Annotated in this window: 23 protein-coding genes; 11 read left to right on the top strand and 12 right to left on the bottom strand. The window is 63.3% G+C overall.

Going from position 1 to position 19,234, the window contains the following annotated elements; genetic code table 11:
- The first annotated feature begins 1 nt into the window (after nt 1).
- A complete protein-coding gene (locus BSY16_RS04245; RefSeq protein WP_069058520.1) occupies nt 2-268 on the top strand; it encodes an usg protein in 267 nt (88 codons plus the stop codon).
- A 15-nt stretch (nt 269-283) separates the two neighbouring features.
- On the opposite strand, the gene BSY16_RS04240 is transcribed toward BSY16_RS04245, so the two are convergent.
- Nucleotides 284-1,012, bottom strand: a complete 729-nt coding sequence (locus tag BSY16_RS04240; protein ID WP_069058519.1) for a DUF2270 domain-containing protein — start codon at nt 1,010-1,012, stop codon at nt 284-286.
- A gap of 94 nt (nt 1,013-1,106) precedes the next feature.
- Here BSY16_RS04240 and BSY16_RS04235 point away from each other — a divergent pair, with 94 nt between their 5' ends.
- Nucleotides 1,107-1,922 carry a class I SAM-dependent methyltransferase gene (locus BSY16_RS04235; protein ID WP_069058518.1) on the top strand — a complete coding sequence of 272 codons (816 nt, stop codon included), beginning with the start codon at nt 1,107-1,109 and terminating at the stop codon, nt 1,920-1,922.
- An 18-nt stretch (nt 1,923-1,940) separates the two neighbouring features.
- On the opposite strand, the gene BSY16_RS04230 is transcribed toward BSY16_RS04235, so the two are convergent.
- Nucleotides 1,941-3,476 carry a sensor histidine kinase gene (locus BSY16_RS04230; protein ID WP_069058517.1) on the bottom strand — a complete coding sequence of 512 codons (1,536 nt, stop codon included), beginning with the start codon at nt 3,474-3,476 and terminating at the stop codon, nt 1,941-1,943.
- A gap of 169 nt (nt 3,477-3,645) precedes the next feature.
- Between BSY16_RS04230 and BSY16_RS04225 the strand changes: the two genes are divergently transcribed.
- The 3 genes from BSY16_RS04225 (at nt 3,646) to BSY16_RS04215 (ending at nt 5,418) form a co-directional block, all read left to right on the top strand.
- A complete protein-coding gene (locus BSY16_RS04225; protein WP_069058516.1) occupies nt 3,646-4,212 on the top strand; it encodes a thermonuclease family protein in 567 nt (188 codons plus the stop codon).
- Nucleotides 4,213-4,224: 12 nt separating this feature from the next.
- The gene (locus BSY16_RS04220; RefSeq protein ID WP_069058515.1) at nt 4,225-4,863 is read left to right on the top strand and encodes a uracil-DNA glycosylase family protein; all 639 of its coding nucleotides are present in this window, start codon (nt 4,225-4,227) and stop codon (nt 4,861-4,863) included.
- Nucleotides 4,864-4,929: 66 nt separating this feature from the next.
- Nucleotides 4,930-5,418, top strand: a complete 489-nt coding sequence (locus BSY16_RS04215) for an Lrp/AsnC family transcriptional regulator (RefSeq protein WP_069058514.1) — start codon at nt 4,930-4,932, stop codon at nt 5,416-5,418.
- Here the strand turns inward: BSY16_RS04215 and BSY16_RS04210 are convergent, their stop codons facing one another.
- The 4 genes from BSY16_RS04210 to cobT all read right to left on the bottom strand — a co-directional run bounded on the left by BSY16_RS04210 (nt 5,419) and on the right by cobT (nt 8,601).
- Nucleotides 5,419-6,105 (bottom strand): DNA alkylation repair protein, encoded by a 687-nt coding sequence (locus BSY16_RS04210; RefSeq protein WP_069058513.1) that lies wholly within the window; start codon nt 6,103-6,105, stop codon nt 5,419-5,421.
- The gene (locus BSY16_RS04205; RefSeq protein ID WP_286157202.1) at nt 6,102-6,992 is read right to left on the bottom strand and encodes an NAD(P)-dependent oxidoreductase; all 891 of its coding nucleotides are present in this window, start codon (nt 6,990-6,992) and stop codon (nt 6,102-6,104) included. The genes BSY16_RS04210 and BSY16_RS04205 overlap by 4 nt, the downstream gene beginning before the upstream one ends.
- A gap of 113 nt (nt 6,993-7,105) precedes the next feature.
- Nucleotides 7,106-7,483, bottom strand: coding sequence for a diacylglycerol kinase (locus BSY16_RS04200; protein ID WP_069058511.1), 378 nt, complete (start codon nt 7,481-7,483; stop codon nt 7,106-7,108).
- 101 nt (nt 7,484-7,584) lie between these two features.
- A complete protein-coding gene (cobT, locus tag BSY16_RS04195; RefSeq protein ID WP_069058510.1) occupies nt 7,585-8,601 on the bottom strand; it encodes a nicotinate-nucleotide--dimethylbenzimidazole phosphoribosyltransferase in 1,017 nt (338 codons plus the stop codon).
- 136 nt (nt 8,602-8,737) lie between these two features.
- Here cobT and BSY16_RS04190 point away from each other — a divergent pair, with 136 nt between their 5' ends.
- From BSY16_RS04190 to BSY16_RS04180, 3 genes are read left to right on the top strand one after another with little or no spacing between them, the layout of a single operon-like run.
- On the top strand, nt 8,738-9,520 hold the full coding sequence (locus tag BSY16_RS04190) for an adenosylcobinamide-GDP ribazoletransferase (protein ID WP_069058509.1): 783 nt from the start codon (nt 8,738-8,740) through the stop codon (nt 9,518-9,520).
- Nucleotides 9,521-9,556: 36 nt separating this feature from the next.
- Nucleotides 9,557-9,778 carry a DUF1289 domain-containing protein gene (locus tag BSY16_RS04185; RefSeq protein ID WP_069058508.1) on the top strand — a complete coding sequence of 74 codons (222 nt, stop codon included), beginning with the start codon at nt 9,557-9,559 and terminating at the stop codon, nt 9,776-9,778.
- Nucleotides 9,775-10,473 (top strand): retropepsin-like aspartic protease family protein, encoded by a 699-nt coding sequence (locus tag BSY16_RS04180; protein WP_069058507.1) that lies wholly within the window; start codon nt 9,775-9,777, stop codon nt 10,471-10,473. The genes BSY16_RS04185 and BSY16_RS04180 overlap by 4 nt, the downstream gene beginning before the upstream one ends.
- Before the next feature lie 6 nt (nt 10,474-10,479).
- Here BSY16_RS04180 and BSY16_RS04175 read toward each other — a convergent pair whose 3' ends face one another.
- Together BSY16_RS04175 and dusA are read right to left on the bottom strand one after the other, a co-directional pair.
- Complete coding sequence (locus BSY16_RS04175) at nt 10,480-11,055, bottom strand: J domain-containing protein (protein WP_150130021.1); 576 nt, start codon at nt 11,053-11,055, stop codon at nt 10,480-10,482.
- Nucleotides 11,056-11,265: 210 nt separating this feature from the next.
- Nucleotides 11,266-12,348, bottom strand: a complete 1,083-nt coding sequence (gene dusA, locus BSY16_RS04170) for a tRNA dihydrouridine(20/20a) synthase DusA (protein WP_069061360.1) — start codon at nt 12,346-12,348, stop codon at nt 11,266-11,268.
- A 109-nt stretch (nt 12,349-12,457) separates the two neighbouring features.
- On the opposite strand from dusA, the gene BSY16_RS04165 reads away from it, so the two are divergent.
- Nucleotides 12,458-12,988: a gamma carbonic anhydrase family protein gene (locus BSY16_RS04165; protein ID WP_069058505.1), complete on the top strand. Its 531-nt coding sequence runs from the start codon at nt 12,458-12,460 to the stop codon at nt 12,986-12,988.
- A gap of 23 nt (nt 12,989-13,011) precedes the next feature.
- On the opposite strand, the gene BSY16_RS04160 is transcribed toward BSY16_RS04165, so the two are convergent.
- The 3 genes from BSY16_RS04160 to BSY16_RS04150 are packed head-to-tail and all read right to left on the bottom strand — an operon-like array spanning nt 13,012 to nt 15,162.
- Complete coding sequence (locus tag BSY16_RS04160) at nt 13,012-13,407, bottom strand: Fur family transcriptional regulator (protein WP_069058504.1); 396 nt, start codon at nt 13,405-13,407, stop codon at nt 13,012-13,014.
- Entirely contained in the window at nt 13,404-14,234 is an 831-nt protein-coding gene (locus BSY16_RS04155; RefSeq protein ID WP_069058503.1) for a metal ABC transporter permease, read from the bottom strand. The genes BSY16_RS04160 and BSY16_RS04155 overlap by 4 nt, the downstream gene beginning before the upstream one ends.
- Nucleotides 14,227-15,162: an ATP-binding cassette domain-containing protein gene (locus BSY16_RS04150; protein WP_069058502.1), complete on the bottom strand. Its 936-nt coding sequence runs from the start codon at nt 15,160-15,162 to the stop codon at nt 14,227-14,229. Before BSY16_RS04150 ends, BSY16_RS04155 begins: the two co-directional genes overlap by 8 nt.
- Nucleotides 15,163-15,262: 100 nt before the next feature.
- On the opposite strand from BSY16_RS04150, the gene znuA reads away from it, so the two are divergent.
- Both znuA and BSY16_RS04140 read left to right on the top strand, forming a co-directional pair.
- Nucleotides 15,263-16,288 (top strand): zinc ABC transporter substrate-binding protein ZnuA, encoded by a 1,026-nt coding sequence (gene znuA, locus BSY16_RS04145; RefSeq protein WP_069058501.1) that lies wholly within the window; start codon nt 15,263-15,265, stop codon nt 16,286-16,288.
- 113 nt (nt 16,289-16,401) lie between these two features.
- On the top strand, nt 16,402-17,607 hold the full coding sequence (locus BSY16_RS04140; protein WP_069058500.1) for a GTP-binding protein: 1,206 nt from the start codon (nt 16,402-16,404) through the stop codon (nt 17,605-17,607).
- Here BSY16_RS04140 and BSY16_RS04135 read toward each other — a convergent pair whose 3' ends face one another.
- A complete protein-coding gene (locus BSY16_RS04135) occupies nt 17,608-19,218 on the bottom strand; it encodes a glycoside hydrolase family 43 protein (RefSeq protein ID WP_069058499.1) in 1,611 nt (536 codons plus the stop codon).
- Between the last annotated feature and the right edge of the window lie 16 nt (nt 19,219-19,234).

The following is a 19,234-nucleotide window of genomic DNA, read 5'->3' as shown; positions in this document are numbered from 1 at the left end:
TATGACAAATGACATGGCAATGCAGCTCAAGGGCTACGGCGTGACCACGGCCCAGATCCTCTATCGCATGCCGGATCACCAGCAGTTCCTGCAAGCCTATATCTGGCAGCACTACGATCTCGCCCCCGACTTCCCGGAAATGAAGAGTTTTCTGAAATTCTGGCAGGAGAAGCTGGATGGCCCGATCCACTCGGTGCGCTACGTCCACCGCCGGCTGATCTCGGCGACGGAATGGCGCGCACTCAAGGGTGAGTTCATCCTCAACTGACGGGTAGTGCAATGACTAGACGTGAACCGAGCCGTGCGCCAATTCCGTGTCGGACATGTCCACCTTGAGAGAAAAGTAGGCGATCGCGGCATAGAAAATCGCCAGGAAGCAGAGCACGAAACCGCCGGGGATAGGCCCGAGCGCCGCTTTGGCCACCACATGCTCGAAAGCAAGCGCGATGTCCTTGCTCGACCCCGTCTGGCTCTGCATCGTCGAGGACGAGATTTTCAACGCCCAGGCCAGAAGCAGGATGAGATACATCCAGCAATAGTTCCGCCGCAGCCGCCGACAGGCCGCATCGCGGTAACTGATCAGGAATTCCGGCTTGCGCAGGCTTTTGGCGATCGGCGCCGCCCAATCGAGGGCAAGCTGCCCGCGCGGGTTGAGGATTTCGGCAAAATAGAACCGCTCGAGCTGCCGCACCCGCGCCCGGTAGACATCGAAGAAACGATAGCGCCGCGCCTCGATCATCAGCAGCAGCGTCACCAGCAGCATGGCGAAAAGCAGCACGCCGTGATGCGAGGTCGGCGTCGAGAGCGAGACGGACAGCAGTGCCGCCACCACGGTAATCGCCCAGTTCGACGTCTGGTCGATCCGGTTGCGCCAGCCGGCCATTCGCCCGAGCTCGCCGCGATAGTAGTGCACCATCGTATTGATCGTCTCCATCGACGTCACCGGCAAGGCGGGACTGCCGGTCGGCTTGACTTCAGCCGAATGCGACAAGGGGGACATATCGCCAGGCATGTCATTCCTCCGAAAGGTCTTTTTGGTCTTGGAAAGATCATGCGCCTCTTTCGGCGATTGATAAACGGCTATTTGCGGCCTATGAGACGCCCCCATGACCAAGATCGACGAAGATGCGCTCGCGGAAGCCTATAACCGCGCCCTTTCGCTGGAAAAATCCGGCGATTTCGATGCTGCCGCCAAGGCCTATGCCGAAGTGCTGGCGCTCGATCCCGAAGACCACGGCGGTGCCGCTGTGCGCCTCGCCTCGATGGGCCGCGGCGAGACGCCGGAAAAGGCGCCTGACGCCTATGTCACCACCCTCTTCGACCAGCACGCCGAAGTTTTTGACAACGTGCTCGTCGAGCAGCTCGGCTATTGCGTGCCGCTGCTCGTGCGCCAGCGGTTCCAGGCGCTTGATATGAGTCCGTTCAAGCGCGTGCTCGATCTCGGCTGCGGCACCGGGCTGACCGGTGGCGCGCTGCGCGACATGGCCGAAGACATCACCGGCGTCGACCTCTCGGAAAACATGGTCGAAATCGCCCACGAGAAGGATCTCTACGAAACCCTCTACGTCGCCGAAGCCGTCGACTTCCTTGACGACAACGACGACGAGCCCTTCGACCTGATTACCGCGACGGACGTGCTCCCCTATCTCGGCGCACTCGAGCCGCTGTTCTTCGGCGCTGCGGAAAATCTCGTGGCCGGCGGCCACTTCATCTTTTCGTCCGAAACCCTGCCGGAAGAAACCTTCGCCGGTCGGCCCTTCATGGTCGGCCCGCACCAGCGCTTTGCCCATGCCGCGGACTACGTCCGCCAGCGTCTCGATGAAACCGGCTTCGACATCGTCGAGATCACCGATATCACCGTGCGCATGGAAGAAGGCGAGCCGATCGCCGGCCATCTGGTGCTGGCGAAACATCGCGGCTGACGGGCAGCTTTAGCTCGCTCAGGCAAAACTCTTTTTGCGGGGGGCAACGGCCTGCGTGTCGGTGACGGCAGGCAGGCTCTGGAGCACGCGCTTGGCCGGCAGGATGGCAATCGCCTCGGTGCCTTCGCGCAGCTTGGATTTCAGGATGAATTCGCCATTGTGCTTGGCAAGGATGGCCTGAACGATCGGCAGGCCGAGGCCGGTGCCCTGCTCGGCGCTCTTGATGGCGATGGAACCCTGGCCGAAGGCGGAGAGCACGATCGGGATTTCCTCTTCGGGAATACCCGGGCCGTTATCCTTGATCGAGACATACTGGCCACCGCCGGCTGTCCACCCGGCCTTGACGATGACTTCGCCGCCCTGCGGCGTGAACTTCACCGCGTTCGACAGCAGGTTCAGGATGACCTGGCGCAGCGCCTTTTCATCCGCCCAGACCGCCGGCATGCCGCCCTCGACCTGTTCGGCAATGGTGATGTTCTTGGCGCGCGCGCGCAACTGCACCATGCCGATGCAGTCTTCCGCGATATCGACCAGATGCACGGAATCCTCGGAGAGATCGTATTTGCCCGCTTCGATGCGCGAGAGGTCGAGAATCTCGTTGATGAGGTTCAGCAGGTGCTGCCCGGAGCGATGGATGTCGGACGTGTATTCCTTGTAGACGGGGTTGTTGAGCGGCCCCAGCACCTCCGTCGACATCACCTCGGAAAAGCCGAGAATGGCGTTCAGCGGCGTGCGCAGTTCATGCGACATCGAGGCCAGGAAACGGGATTTGGCGAGGTTTGCCTCTTCCGCCCGGCGGCGCGCTTCGTCCGACATGGATTTTGCCACTTCCAGTTCAGCGATCAGGTCATCCTTTTCCGACTGGGAGGAGAGCAACTGAGCACTGGTGTGGCGCAGACGGTGCGTCATGAACACCAGGAAAACCATGGCTGCCGCGATGATCGCCGCCGTGCCGATGGTTGCCGAATCCGGACGCAGGGTCGCCGAAATACCGAGGGCAACGACTGTCGGCGTAAAGGCGTAGAGAACCGCATGACGTAGCATGAGCGTGCTCATGGCCGTCACCGCGAGTGCGACGAGCAGTGCCGATCCCTTGTAGAAATCGAACGTCACGCCGCTGCACTGACCGCAGGTCTGCAAGGCGAAGGCCGCCCAGGCAAGTCCCATGAAAACCTGTGCGATGAGGAATCGGCGTTGCCAGCGTCGGACGGTGTCGGCGGTGATTTCCCGCCCACGCGCGCGACGCGCGACGATCATGCCCAGCGCATGCATGCTCAAGGCCAGAACCGCCCAGGCAATGAGGCCGATTTCCCCGGTCAGATAAATCCCGCCGGCCGCAATCAGCACGATGACCATCGGCACGGCGAGAGCGCTCTGCACGGTCGAAGCGATGTGGAGCTGCAGCATTTCGCGCTCGAAGCCCGGCGAGAGGCCCGTCGCCGTCTGCAACCGTTCACGAGTCGTGCGGACGGCCCGCGAAACAGCCTTGTTTCGGTGGCTGCGCGACTTGTCGACGATAATCTTGTCGGTCGATGTGCTGACGCCGGTACTCATCACAAATGCAACTGTTGCGGACAGCGTTGAATTCTAGGGTGGAATCCTTAAGAAGATGCTGCCGCGCATAAACCATTTGCGAACCATTCCGGCATTTTCCGTAACGTGAATTCAAACGCGTTCCGGCATATGACCGAACATCAAGACTCTAGCTTAAGGAACGGGTTGCATGGGGCTTTCCAGGCGGGCGCGCGATCTCGGCGTTGCGGTGGCGATCCTCGCGCTGACGGCGCTGGTCGTGGCGCGAATCAGCGGCGAAAGCGGCGAGACGATCACCGGCACGGCACGGGCAGCGGACGGCGACACGCTGACGCTCGACGGTCACCGCATTCGTCTTGTCGGCATGGATACGCCGGAGATGATGCAGATCTGCAAGCGCGACGGCGAGGACTGGCGCTGCGGCGTGGCCGCCCGGTCCCGACTTGCCGAGTTCTTGCGGGCCGGGGCCGTCACCTGCCAGACCCAGGGGACCGACAAATATGATCGGTGGCTGGCGCGCTGCGAAACCGCCGATGGCGACCTCGGCGGACGCATGGTGCGGGAAGGCCTCGCGGTCGCCTATGGCGGCTATGAAGACGAGGAGCAGTTCGCCAAGGCCGAGCGCAAGGGGCTGTGGGGAACCGAGTTCGACATGCCGCAGCAATGGCGCCGGATGAATGGCCGGCCGCAGGAAGAGGCGCACGGCGCGGAACCCGGCGTGCTCGGCGGCATTCTGGCAACTTTCGGCCTGAACTGAACGGACGGCGCGATGGATGACAAAAGACCTGCCGGCGACCTGGCTGCGCTTCGCGCGGCGATCGCGGCCTGTCGGGTCTGTCGCGACGCTCCTGCAAAGGCGGATAATCCCCTGCCGCACGAGCCGCGCCCTGTCGCCGTCATTTCCGAGAACGCGCGCATTCTCATCGCCGGGCAGGCGCCCGGGCTGCGCGTGCATGAAAGCGGCCTGCCGTTCAACGATGCGTCCGGCGACCGGTTGCGGAACTGGCTCGGCGTGACGCGCGATGCGTTCTACGATCCCGCAAAATTCGCGATCGTGCCGATGGGGTTCTGCTTTCCCGGCTACGATGCCCATGGCAGCGACCTGCCGCCGCGGCGGGAATGCGCGCCGCTCTGGCGCGCCGGCGTGATTGCCGCCATGCCGCAGGTCGAACTCGTGCTGGCGATCGGGCAATATGCGCAGGCCTGGCATCTCGGCGCGGCAAAGGCTTCGAGCATGACGGAGACGGTCCGCGATTGGCGCCGGCATCTGGGCCGCAATGAAAGACCTGCCGTGTTGCCGCTGCCCCATCCGAGCTGGCGCAATACCGGCTGGCTGAAGCGCAATCCCTGGTTCGAGGCAGATGTTCTGCCGGAATTGCGAAAGCGGGTGAAAACCCTTACGGATTAAAATGTCATTCTTTCAATTTACCGATATACCGGTGTATGAGGGAATTAAATTTCGTAGGGGAATACAATGGATCGTCTGGACCGAAAAATTCTGCGCCTCTTGCAGGAAGATTCCACGCTTGCAGTGGCCGACCTCGCCAAGAAAGTCGGGCTCTCCACCACGCCTTGCTGGCGGCGCATCCAGAAGATGGAAGAAGACGGTGTGATCCGCAAGCGCGTTGCGCTGCTCGATCCCGTCAAGATCAACACCAAGGTCACCGTCTTCGTCTCGATCCGCACCAATTCGCATTCCACGGAATGGCTGAAGCGTTTCTCCGAGGTGATCGTCGAGTTCCCGGAAGTCGTCGAGTTCTACCGCATGAGCGGTGACGTGGATTATCTCCTGCGCGTCGTCGTACCGGACATCGCCGCCTACGATGCCTTCTACAAGCGCATGATCGCCCGCATCGAGATTCGCGACGTCTCCTCCGCCTTCGCGATGGAGCAGATCAAGTACACAACCGAGCTTCCGCTCGACTACATGGCCGTGGACAACCAGAAGAGCGGCGAGGATTGATCAGCGGCTGATCCGGGCGAGCGTGTTTTCAGCGGTCAGTTCACGCACGCAATCCTTGCCGTTCCAGCGTTCCGTGCGGTCAGCACTTGCCGCGAGTGTTTGCGCGAGCGCAAGCGCTGGCCCATGGCAGGCATGGCTTCGTTTGCCGATGCTGCGCAACGCCCAGTTGACCGCCTTCTTCACGAAATTGCGCGGGTCGGCTGCGTGGTTTTCGATGAGGGCGAGCCAGGCGATGATCGTCCCGTCCGGCTCCCGCTTCAGATGAACCGCCGCGCCGGCAATCATTGCAAAGGCGGCGCGGCGCACGAATTCCCGCTCCTCGGCGGCAAATTCCTCGATAAGCGCAAGAAGCCCGGCCTCGACAAACAGATCGGCCGCGGCATCGACGATTTCCCAGGATACGAAATCGCCGGCAAGGCGGTGCGCCTCCGCCGCCGTCAGCCTCTTCGGCTCCATCGTGAAGAGCGCGAGTAGACGGGCTTCCCGGATACCGCTGTCCCAAAGGGCAAAGGCGCGGGCGTGGTCCTTTCCGGCCACCCGCGCGATTTTTCTCAAAACAGGATTGGAAATGCCGAGCGCCGCATCAGTAACGATGCCGTAGCGGGCAATGCCCGCAAGGCTCTCCTCGGACCGCAGCGAATGAAGGTGCTCCAACAGATCAGCGGCCGAGGCGGTTTTACCGATCATTTTTTCTCGAGCCGGGCAAGCAGCGCGGACGTATCCCACCGGTTGCCGCCCATCTCCTGCACGTCACCGTAGAACTGGTCGATGAGGGCTGTGACGGGGAGCTTGGCACCGTTGCGGCGGGCTTCCGACAGGACGATATCGAGGTCCTTGCGCATCCAGTCGACGGCGAAGCCGAAATCGTATTTGCCGGCGATCATCGTCTTGTGGCGATTGTCCATCTGCCAGGAGCCAGCAGCACCCTTCGAGATGACCTCGATGACCGCCTCCATGTCGAGCCCGGCCTTGGTGCCGAAATGAATGGCTTCCGCCAGGCCCTGCACGACGCCGGCCACGCAGATCTGGTTGACCATCTTGGCCAGTTGGCCCGCACCGGTCGATCCCATCAGGCCGACCATCCTTGCATAGGCCTCCATGACCGGTTTCGCCTTCTCGAAGCTCACCGCATCGCCGCCGCACATGATGGTGAGCACGCCATTCTCGGCGCCCGCCTGGCCGCCGGAAACGGGCGCGTCGATGAAGCCAAAACCCTTGTTTCTGGCGGCAATGTCGAGTTCACGGGCGACCTCGGCCGAGGCCGTGGTGTGGTCGACGAGGATCGCGCCTGGCTTCATACCGTCGAGCACGCCGTCCGCGGCGATCGTGACGGAGCGCAGGTCATCATCGTTGCCGACGCAGGTGAAGACGAGATCGACGTCCTTTACCGCTTCGGCGGGCGTGCGAAACGCCGTTCCGCCGAATTCGGCAGCCCATTTTTCCGCCTTGGCGAAGGTGCGGTTGTACACCGACACCTCGTGGCCGCCCTTGACCTTCAGGTGGCCTGCCATGGGATAGCCCATGACGCCGAGACCGATGAATGCAACCTTTGCCATGCCGTAACCTCCTGCAATCTTTGGCAGGAGGTTTAGCGGATGATCGGTTTTGGTGAAAGTGTTTCTCGCTCAGGGGATAGAAAGGCGGAGAGATCCGTCACGCACGGCTGCAGCGACAGGACCCGACCGCATCAAACAAACTGCGAAATCACCACGTAACCGGCATAGACGGCATTCGAGATGATCAGGCAGAACACAGCGAACGAGCCGAGATCCTTCGAGTGCTTGCCCATTTCGGAGATTTCCGGCGAGACCCGGTCGACGATCTCCTCGATCGCCGTATTGAGCGCCTCGAAGGCGACCATCAGCAGAAACAGGATCGCCATCGCCACATACTGGAAGAAGGACGCGCCGACGACGGTGAACAACACCATCGCGACGCCGAAGGCGATCAGCTCATGCCGGAAGGCCGATTCGCCGAGCAGCCGGCGCGCGCCGGCAGCCGAATAGGTGGCCGCCGCAATCAGGTGGCTGAAGCCTGTCTTTTTCTCGATTGGTGCCTGACCCATTCCAAAATCCTGATTCTGCCGCGCCCATAAAGCATGCCCGCATGACGGGAATGCCTTGGGTCTCAATTCACACCATTTGGGGCTTTTTGCCGACCGCCGAGTTAGGTGCGGTTGCTGACACCCGCCTGAACGAAGGTCGCCATGCCGGAATGGCAAGCCGCGGCCGCCTTGACGATGCCGGCGGCCAGTGCTGCGCCTGTGCCCTCGCCAAGCCGCATGCCGAGTGCCAGAAGCGGGGTCTTGCCGAGCTTCTCGATCGCCTTCATATGCGCCGGCTCCGCGGAGACGTGCCCGATGAGGCAATGGTCGAGTGCCGCCGGATTGGCGGCGCGCAGCACCGCGCCGGCGACCGTTGCGACATAGCCATCGAGAATGACCGGAATCTTCTGCATGCGTGCGGCGAGGATCGCGCCGGCCATCGCGGCGACCTCACGGCCACCAAGGCGGCGCAGCACTTCGAGCGGATCGGACAGATGCGCGCGGTGCAGATCGACTGCCTTCTTCACGGCCGCGATCTTGCGTTGCAGGACCTCCCCTTCCGAGCCTGTGCCCGGACCGACCCACTCTTCCGCCGTGCCGCCATAGAGCGCGAGGTTGATCGCGGCTGCGATCGTCGTGTTGCCGATGCCCATCTCACCGACGCACAGCAGGTCCGTGCCGCCGGCGACGGCCTCCATGCCAAACGCCATGGTGGCCGCGCAGTCGCGCTCGGAAAGGGCTGCTTCCTCCGTAATGTCGGCAGTTGGATAGTCGAGCGCGAGGTCGAAGACCTTGAGGCCGAGATCATGCGTCACGCAGATCTGGTTGATCGCCGCGCCGCCGGCAGCGAAATTCTCAACCATCTGGGCGGTGACCGAGGACGGATAAGGCGTGATCCCCTGCTTGGTGACGCCGTGGTTACCGGCGAAGATGGCGACGAGCGGACGGGTCACGGCCGGCGGACGACCGGTCCAGGCGGCGAGCCAGAAGGCGATTTCCTCCAGTCGGCCGAGCGCGCCCGGCGGCTTGGTTAGCTGCGCATCGCGTTCGCGCGCAGCCACGAGTGCTGCCGAATCCGGGCCGGGCAGGTTGCGCAGCAATTCACGAAAATCATCGAACGGCAGGCCGCTGGCACTCATCTTGGGGAATTCCTTGCTTGGGGCTTTCAAAGGCGGGTGTTTGGTGTCTCCTAATAGAGGCAGGGCGCGAATCCGACAACCGCATTTGCGGTGGCCTTCATCGCCTTTTGCGCCTTAACAGCAGGGGCTCCTTAAAGTGACCATCCAAGACTATATCGACGACGCCGCCCGCTCGGTCGCCTTCCTGTCGCGCGTGCCGGTGCCGCAGCGACACTTCATCGGCCATGACGGGCGGCTTTCGCGCGCCGTCCGCGCCTTTCCGGTCGCCGGCGTACTGATCGTGCTTCCGGCCGCAGCCCTCGCCGCAATCCTTTCCGCACTCGGCGCCCCACCGCTTCTCAACGCCTTCGCCACGCTCGCCCTGCAGGTGCTGGTCACCGGCGCGCTGCACGAGGACGGCCTTTCCGACAGCGCAGACGGCATCGGCGGTGGAAAGGACCGGGAAAGCGCGCTCGCCATCATGAAGGACAGCCGGATCGGCTCCTACGGTGCCGTGGCGCTCATCCTGTCCTTCGGGCTGCGCGCTGCGGCGATCGCAGCGCTCGCCACCGTCCTCGCGCCCTCCGGCCTCGGCATGGTCCTGCTTGCCGCCGCCGCCGCCAGCCGCACGGCCATGGTCTGGCACTGGTCGCTGCTGCCGCCGGCCCGCCGCGACGGTGTCGCTGCATCGGTCGGCGAGCCGGACAGCGGCGCCACCATCTTCGCGCTGGTGAGCGGCGTGCTCATCACCACGGTGCTGCTCCTGCCGCACGGCACCGTGCTTTCCCTTGTCCTGCTGTTTGCGGCGGCCGCCCTCTCCGTCCTCGCCTTCAATCGCATCGCGATGCGCAAGATCGGCGGGCATACCGGCGACACGATCGGCGCAACGCAGCAGCTCTCGGAAATGTCAGTGCTGTTCGCCCTTGCCTTGGCGCTCTGAGCTGCCGATATAGGGGAAAAGTCCGCTGGAGCCGCGATGGAATCGCCCTGCATTCTCGTCTGTTCGATCGATATGGTGACCGGCTACTGTTTCGGCTGCGGTCGCACCCGCGACGAAATCGGCGCATGGACGCTCTACACGTCCGAGCAGCGCCGCGCGATCATGGCCGATCTGCCGGCTCGCCTTGACACCGTTGAACGCAAGCCGCGGCGCGAAACCCGCCGCACGCGCATGGCACGGGAGCGCGGCGAAGCATGAGGCTCTACATTCTTCTCGGCATCCTCGCCGTCGGCCTTGCCTTGCTGATCGTGAACCATGACGGCGGGCGCACGATGGGCATGGACAACAACGACTTTGGTCGCCTCGTCACGCTCTCGGCCATCGCCACGATGATGGCAGCCGGTGTGCTCGCCGGCCGCCGGCAGTTCGGCGAGAGCGTGCGCCAGGCCGGCATCTGGCTGCTACTCATCCTCGTGCTGGTCACCGGCTATCTCTATCGTTTCGACCTGCAGGATTTCGGCAATCGCCTGACCGCCGGCCTCATTCCCGGCCGTGCCGTCGTGACGACCAGCGCCAGCGGCGAACAGATCCTGGTGATCAACAAGGGTATCTCCGGTCATTTCGAGGCCGATGTAACGATCGACGGCACGCCATTGCGCATGCTGGTCGATACCGGCGCGAGCTCCGTCGTGCTCTCCTACGAAGACGCCATGCGTCTCGGTATCAACCCGGACAACCTGGTCTTCTCCATCGACGTCTCCACCGCCAACGGCCGTGCACGCGCAGCCCCCGTAACGCTCAGGGAAGTCGTGATCGGTCCCATCCTGCGCGGCGCCATCCGCGGCATGGTCACTGAAGAGGGACGCCTCGACCAGAGCCTGCTCGGCATGAGTTTCCTGGAAACGCTCGGCTCGATCGAGATCACGCGGGATGAGTTGCGGCTGAGGGATTGATCCTCCCTACTCCGCCGCCTCGCCCTTGATCACTTCCACGGCCGCGGCAAGCTCGTAGGAATAGCCCTCCAGCATGGCATAGGCCTGCTCGATGACCGCGATCTGGCCCTCCGCATTGCGGATCGCCTCTGCAATCGACTGCGAACGGGCGCGCAGCATGGACCCCAGAAAGTCCGTGCCGGCCTTGCGACCCAGGCGGTCGATATGCTGGCGCACGCGGTTGCGGTGGCGTTCCAGTTCGAGGATGTGGAAACGGCTCTTGACGATGTCGTCGGAAAGTTTTCGCCGCATCGCCGCCAGCGGATCGAAGCTGCCAGGCTCGCGCTCGTCGAGAATGACATCGTTGACGAGCGGCTCCAAAAGCATCAGGCCCTTGAGGTCGCGCGGATCGGCAAGCTGCGGATCGAAGCCGGTATCGTCAAAGACCTTGCGGCGAATGGGGTCGCGCAGAAGATCGTAGCAGGTCTGAAGGCGGGCGAACTGGTCCGCATCGCCGCCCGAATCGGGGTGCATGCCCTTCGCGGCCTTGCGATAGGCAGCCTTCACCGCGTTGTCGTCGGCATCGCGCTCTATTCCAAGCATGGCGTAGGGATCGATCACGCGGCCACCTGTCCGTCTTTGTCTTCTTTACGCAATTCTCGGCAAGCAAAACCGCTGCGCACTGTTGTCGGTATTGCCATGTCGCGTTCACACCTAGTCCCGTGGCGCCCTGCCATCAAGGGCGAAGCAGGCGAAGTTTCCAACTCCGAGAGGACGAAATTGTGGTCGCCGCACGGCGATGCACAGAAACCGTTATTCCGCCGCCGCGCCCGCTTGCGCCCGGACGGAAAGTACCGCCGCAAAGGCCGCCTCGATCACCTCCGGCCCTGCGCCAGGCTTCGTCGCATCCGTCGACAGAATCTGGCGGTAGCGCCGCACGCCCGGAAAGCCCTGGAACAGACCGACCATGTGACGCGTCACATGCGCCACCCGTCCGCCGCGTGCCACAACGCCGGCGGCATACTCCATCATCGCATCCCGAACGGTTTCCCAGTAGTCCACGGAAAGGTCCTGCGGGGGAACAGCCGTCCCGGAAGAAAGCCAGGCCTCCTGCGAAAGCGGATGCGGAAAACAATCGTCCACGCCGGTCAGGACACCGCTATCCTGATAGGCCGCCCGCCCGAGCATGGCGCCATCGAGACCATCGATTTCCTCCACGGCCTGACTCAATGTGTGAAGCCCGCCGTTCAGACCGATGAAAAGATTCGGGTTTTCCGCCTTCAGTCGGCGCACCAGCCCGTAGTCGAGCGGCGGGATATCGCGGTTTTCCTTCGGTGACAGGCCTTGCAGCCAGGCCTTGCGCGCATGCACCCAGACAGCATCCGTACCGGCAGCCTTAATGCGCGCGACGAGATCACGCAGCGCCACCTCGGGATCCTGGTCATCGACGCCGATACGGCACTTGACGGTCACGGGAATGGCAACAGCCGCCTTCATCGCCGCCACGCAATCCGCCACAAGCTGCGGCTCGCGCATCAGGCAGGCGCCAAAGGTACCGGATTGCACGCGGTCCGACGGACAGCCGACATTGAGGTTGATTTCGGCATAGCCGAACCCCTCGCCGATCCGCGCCGCCTCCGCGAGCTTCTGTGGATCATTGCCGCCAAGCTGAAGCGCCACAGGGTGCTCAACGGCATCGAAGCCGAGCAGCCGCTCCCGGTTGCCGCGCAGGATGGCATCGGCAACGATCATTTCCGTAAAGAGCAGCGCGTTCTTCGTCATCTGCCGCGCGAACACGCGGTAGTGTCGATCCGACCAGTCGATCATCGGGGCGGTAGCGAAAATCTTCGCTCCAGTGCGCACGGACTGCTGGTAGAATGTGCCTGTATTCGTCATGATCGGCCTCATACTCCATGCACGGCAGAAAAACCACCCTGCCGCCTTTTCCCGACCCGGCAGGCGGATGCTAGAGTGGCGTCGAGGAATCAAACCGCCGGAGGACCCCATGCCGCTCTATTCCCTTGACGACCGGACGCCCACGCTGCCCGCGGCAGATCGCTACTGGGTGGCACCGGATGCCAACGTCATCGGCAAGGTGATCCTCGGCGAGGATGTCGGCATCTGGTTCGGCGCGACGCTGCGCGGCGACAACGAACCGATCATCATCGGCGCGCGCACGAATATCCAGGAAGGTGTCGTCGTGCACACGGACCCTGCAAAGCCGGTCGTCATCGGTGAAGATTGCACGATCGGCCACGGCGCCATCATCCATGGCTGCACCATCGGCAACAACTCCCTGATCGGCATGGGCGCAACCGTGCTGAATGGCGCGGTGATCGGCAACAACTGCCTCGTCGGCGCCAATGCGCTGGTGACGGAAGGCAAGGTCTTTCCGGACAATTCGCTGATCGTCGGCTCCCCGGCCAAGGTGGCCCGCACGCTGGACGCCGCCACCATCGAAGGCCTGAAACGTTCCGCCGACAGCTATGTCCGCAACTGGCAGCGCTTCCGGAAGGGGCTGAAGCTGATCGGCTGACGCCGATCGCGACGCAATTTTACCTATGCACAGCCCGCGCAGGTGCCGCGGATCTCGATCGTCGTCTTGCCGGTCTTGAAATTGCGGTCCTTGGCAAAGCCTTTCAGGCGGTCCTCGATCATGTGATCGTGGAACTCCGTCACCTGACCGCAGGTCTCGCAGATCGTGAAGGCCGTGAGGCCATGGGCGTGACAGCCCTCATCCGGATGCGCGCAGGCGACGAAGGCATTGATGCTTTCGAGCCGGTGCACGAGGCCGAATTCCAGCAGCTTGTCGAGCGCCCGATAGACCTGCAAAGGCGCGCGAAAACCGTCGTCGCGCAGCTTGTCGAGAATGGAATAGGCGCTGAGCGGGCTGCCGGAATGCGTCAGCACGTCGAAGACGAGGCCCTGGTTGCGCGTCAATGATTGCGTGGTCATGCCTGACCTCCCTGGCTTGCCGCCGAATGATCCACTCCGCCCGTTCTCTGTTTCGTCAGCAGGCTCAGAACGAACAGGCCAAGCGCTGCGACGACGATCGAGGGACCGGACGGGGTGTCGAATTTCAAGGAACCGAAGAGCCCGCCGACGACGGCCAGCGCGCCTATGACCGAGGCGAGCACCGCCATGATTTCCGGGCTGGTGGAAAAGCGCCGCGCTGTCGCGGCCGGGATGATCAGCAGAGATGTGATCAACAGGATGCCGACGATCTTCATGGCGATGGCAATGACCAGCGCCATCAGCAGCATGAAGGCAAGCCGCGCCCTTTCCGGCTGCAGGCCCTCGGCCTCCGCCAGTTCCGGGTTGACGGTCGAGGCGATGAGCGGGCGCCACATCCAGACGATGGCGAAGGTGACGAGAGTGCCGCCACCCCAGACGAGATCGACATCGGCACGCGAGACCGCGAGAATATCGCCGAACAGGAAGCCGACCAGGTCGATGCGCACCCAGGTCATGAACGACACCATGACGAGGCCGATCGCCAGTGTGGCATGCGAGAGAATGCCGAGCAGCGCGTCGGTGGACAGCGTGCCGCGCTTCTGCAGAAGCAGGAGCAGCATGGAAATGGCCGCAGCGACGATGAACACGCTGATCAGCAGATTGAAATCCATCAGCAGCGACAACGCGACGCCAAGCAGCGCGGAATGGGCCATCGTATCGCCGAAATAGGCCATGCGCCGCCACACGACGAAGCAGCCGAGCGGTCCGGCGGTGATGGCGAGCCCCACGCCGGCGACGAGCGCGCGCATGAAGAAATCGTCAAGCATCGCGCCGCGCCCCTCTGCTGCCGGTCGGCGCCGGGCTGTGATCATGGCCGCAGCCGCAGTTCGGCCCGTGGGTGTGCACGATACGCATCGGTCCGGCCTTTCCGCCGGTCGGCAGGATTTCGACGTGATGGCCGTCATCCGGCCGGCAGTCGTCGGTGATCGAGCCGTCGGAATGCTGCACACGGCCATCCGGCAGGTGCGTGTGGTCGTGATTGTGGTTGTAGAAAGCGAGCGTCTGGCCAGCCCGTGCGCCAAAAAGCTTGAGATATTCCGGGCTCTGGCTGACGATTTCCGGCGTGCCGCGGCAACAGACATGGCCGTTGAGGCAGATCACTGTATCCGTCTCGGCCATCACGACATGCAGGTCGTGCGAGATCAGCAGGATGCCGCAGCCCGTCGTGTTGCGGATGGTCTTAATGAGATCGTAGAGCGCGATCTCGCCGGAAAAATCGACGCCCTGCACCGGCTCGTCGAGCACCAGCAGGTCGGGCTTGCGGGCAACCGCGCGAGCGAGAAGCGCGCGCTGGAATTCACCGCCGGAAAGATGCTGCACCTCGGCACGCGCGAGATGGCGGATGCCCGTCGCCTCCAATGCAGCGTCGATCTCCGCACCCTTGAGCGGCGAGGTCAGCGTCATTAGTCGGTCGACGGTGAGCGGCATGGTCCAGTCGACGGCGAGTTTCTGCGGCACATAGCCGACCTTCAGGCCGGCCTTGCGCTCCACCCTGCCCTCATCCGCTTTCAGCACGCCGATCGCCGCCTTTGCGGTCGTCGACTTGCCTGAGCCGTTCGGGCCGATCAGCGTGACGATCTCGCCGGGAGCGATCGAAAAATCCACGCCACGCACGAGCCAGCGGCCCTGGCGGCGCACGCCGACACCCGCAAGCGAGACGAGCGGCTGAATGGTCTTGGTCGGGGTTTGCAGCATCATTTTTCCAAAAAGCCTGTTGCCATCGGATATGGCACACGTTATAGCATAACGCAATTGATGTAATAACATTACGCTCACATTCAAGGCGGAGTTTTTGATGCACAAGGCTGTACGCGCCCTTCTCCTCTCCACCGCCCTCCTTGCCGCCGGCGCCTCTGCCGCGCGGGCCGAAACCCCGAATGTGGTGGTATCGATCAAGCCGATCCACTCGCTCGTGTCGGCGATCATGCAGGGTGTCGGCGAACCCGGCCTGATCGTCGAAGGTGCCGCCTCGCCGCACACCTATTCCCTCAAGCCGTCGAATGCCGCAGCCCTGCAGGATGCCGACGTCGTCTTCTGGGTCGGCCACGGGCTGGAAGCGTTCCTGGAGAAGCCGCTGGAATCGTTGGGCGGCAAGGCAACCGTCGTCGAACTCGAAGACGCACCCGGCCTCGAAAAGCTGCAGTTCCGCGAAGGTGGCCCGTTCGAGGCACATAGCCACGAGGGCGAAGACGCCCACGAAGGCCACTCCCACGGCGAGGACGGTCACGATCACGCCAAGGAAGCCGAGGAAGGCCACGAACATGCTGGCGAAGCCGGCCATGAGGGCCACGAGCACGGCGAATTTGACATGCATCTCTGGCTGAGCCCGGACAATGCGCGCGCCATCGCCGCGGAGGCCGCGAAGGTGCTCTCGGAAAAGGATCCGGCCAATGCGGAAACCTACAACAAGAACCTCGCCGCACTGAACGACAAGATTACCATTCTCGACAAGGAAGTCGCCGGCACCATCGCACCGGTGAAGGAAAAGCCCTTCATCGTCTTCCACGACGCCTACCAGTATTTTGAACATCACTACGGCGTGCATGCTGCCGGTTCCATCACCGTCAGCCCGGAGACCCTGCCCGGTGCCGAGCGCCTGACGCAAATCCGCGACAAGGTGAAGACGCTGGGCGCAACCTGCGTCTTCGCCGAACCGCAGTTCGAACCAAAGCTGGTGAATGTGGTGATCGAAGGCACTGCGGCCAAATCCGGTACGCTCGACCCGGAAGCCGCCACGCTGGAGCCCGGCCCGGACCTCTACTTCACCCTGATGAAGAGCATTGCCACGTCGCTGCGCGATTGCCTTGGCCAGCCAAGCTGAGCCGCGACGACGTCTCGGCCTGAGGCCGGACGACATCGCAAAGAACGAGGCGGGATCATCCCGCCTTTTTCGGCGCAACAAATGTAATAGTATAACATTAAAAGGCACTTCGCATGGACAACCGCCTCCCCGTCACCGTGCTTTCCGGATTCCTCGGCGCCGGCAAGACGACGCTGCTCAATCACGTCTTGAACAACCGCAGCGGCCTGCGCGTCGCCGTCATCGTCAACGACATGAGCGAGGTCAACATTGATGCCGCCCTCATTCGCGATGGCGGCGCGGACCTGTCGCGCACGGACGAACAGCTCGTCGAGATGACGAACGGCTGCATCTGTTGCACGCTGCGCGACGACCTGCTCGCCGAAGTGCGCCGCCTCGCGGAGATGGACCGTTTCGACTATCTGCTGATCGAATCGAGTGGCATTTCGGAACCGCTTCCTGTCGCCACGACCTTCGACTTCCGCGACGAGACCGGCTGGAGCCTGTCGGACGTTGCCCGGCTCGACACGATGGTGACGGTGGTGGACGCCGCCAATCTCCTGAAAGACTATAGCTCCCAGGATTTTCTGGCCGAGCGCGGCACGACGGCCGGTGAAGGCGATACGCGCACGCTGGTGGAATTGCTGGTCGAGCAGATCGAGTTCGCCGACGTGGTCGTGCTGAACAAGACGGGCGTGACGCCGCTCGAAAACCTCATCGCCGCCCGCCAGATCGTCGGCGGCCTCAATGCCTCGGCGCAGATCATCGAGACCGACTTCGGCCGCGTCGCACTCACCGACATCCTCGGCACCGGCCGTTTCGATTTCGAGAAGGCGAGCGAACACCCGCTGTGGTTCAAGGAGCTTTACGGTTTCAAGGACCATGTGCCGGAGACTGAGGAATACGGCATTCGCTCCTTCGTGTACCGGGCGCAAAAGCCCTTCCACCCCGCCCGCCTCAAGGCCTTCTTCGATGAGAGCTGGCCGGGTGTCATCCGCGCCAAGGGCTTTTTCTGGTTGGCCACTCGCCCCCACCATGTCGGCGAGATGAGCCAGGCGGGCGCCCTTGTCAGGAGCGGCCGGCTTGGCCTCTGGTGGGCCTCCGTGCCACGCCAGCACTGGCCGCAGGACAAGGCGGCGCTCGACGCCATCGCCCGCTATTCCGATCCCGTCTGGGGTGACCGGCGGCAGGAACTCGTCTTCATCGGAGCGGACCCTATGGATGAAGCCGATATCCGCCGCCGGCTCGACGCCTGTCTGGTCGATGCCGACGCCTTCGAGCCGACGCGCTGGGCAAACCTGCCGGACCCCTTCCCGCTGTGGATCCGCGAGGCAAGCTGATCAGGACAGCGTTTTGTAGCTGAGCCGCTCGAAATCCGCGGGCATCGCCCGCCCGGTGATATCGAAGGCGAACAGACCGATGAAGGCGCCGGTGAAGGAGCCATGCTCCCCTCTCCCGCCCTCATCGGAAACGACACCGGCATCAAGCACCGGGCCGATCGCCGCCCACGCCTCCGCTCCAGCCGGACGCCAGAAGAACTGGAGGTCGTTGCCGCGCACCTCCGCCGCCAGTTCCAGAGCGCCGTCGCCAACCGCCACGCCGCTGCCGGCTGGAAAGGTCAGGCTGCCACCCGGGTAGTCGCCGGGGCAGGACAGGATCGTCAGCACGCGGCCGTGCGTCTCGTGCGTCGTCAGGCCGAGGGCGTGGAACTTGTAGCGGTTGTAGTAGTGCGTCAGCCCGGCGACCTGCTGGTAGACCTCCGGCATCGCCTCGATCACCGTTTCGGCGCGGAAATCGTGATGCTCCTGGCGGCGCGCCACCAGCGCCTGTTCGAACCAACTGCCGATGCTTTCGCGCCCGAAGAGCCGCAGATAACCGGGCCGGGCGGAGAGCGAGAAGATCCGCTCCGGCTCCGGCGTGCGCAACCACTGGAAATCCGCTGGCAAGTCCCGCTCCGAAAAATCATAGGAAACGCTGTCCGGCTTCACGATGGCCACAGCGCCGTGCGGCGCCGGCACCTCGATTTCCGGCACCGGCGAACCGTGTTCCAGATAGAGCCAGCCATCGTCGCGCCACACGCATTTCTGCAGCGCCGTCTCGCGGCCGAGCGTGCAGCGGCGCTGCGGCGGCAGCGGACGGCCGCAGAGATGTGTATGATAGGCCTCCCCGTCCGGCGTCTCGACATACTGCCCGTGCCCTGCCCGCTGGAGCGGCGCCTGCGAATGGTCCTTGGCCGTGATGAGATGGACGTCTGGGTGCATTTCGTACGGCCCGTCGATCGTCTTCGAGCGCGCCATTGTCACGACGTGATCGTACCCCGTGCCGCCTTCCGCCGTCGTCAGATAGTACCAGCCATCGCGGCGGAAGAGGTGCGGCCCCTCCACCAGCCCCTGCCGGCTACCGGCAAAGATATTCTTCACCGGGCCGACAAGACGCCTCGTGGTCGGGTCCCATTCCTGAAGCAGGATGCCGTCAAACGCGTCGTGCGCCGCGCCGCTGTGATTTTCCGGCCGGTGGTTCCATTGCATGTTGAGAAACCACTTTCGCCCATCCTCGTCATGGAACAGTGACGGGTCGAAACCGGAGGAGTTGACGTAAACCGGATCGGACCATTCACCACCCGCTTCGGAGGCCGTGACGATGTAATTGTGCGCATCCTTGAAGTTGCCATCGAAGCGCTTGACGTCGGTAAAAACGAGCCAGAACAGCCCGTCGGCATAGGAAAGGCATGGCGCCCAGACGCCGCAGCTATCGGGATTGCCGCGCATATCGAGCTGGCTTTTGCGCTCCAGCGGCCGCTTGACCAGCGTCCAGTTCACCAGATCGCGGGAATGATGGATCTGCACGCCCGGATACCATTCGAAGGTCGAGGTCGCGATGTAATAGTCCCCCCCCACACGACAGATCGAGGGGTCCGGGTTGAAGCCCGGCAAGATCGGGTTGCGGATCATTGTTTCCTCCCAAATG

Origin of the sequence: Sinorhizobium sp. RAC02, assembly GCF_001713395.1 — a bacterium.
Taxonomy (GTDB): Bacteria; Pseudomonadota; Alphaproteobacteria; order Rhizobiales; family Rhizobiaceae; genus Shinella.
The sequence above is the reverse complement of the archived record's forward strand: the minus strand, read 5'-3'. Positions and strand labels throughout refer to the sequence as shown.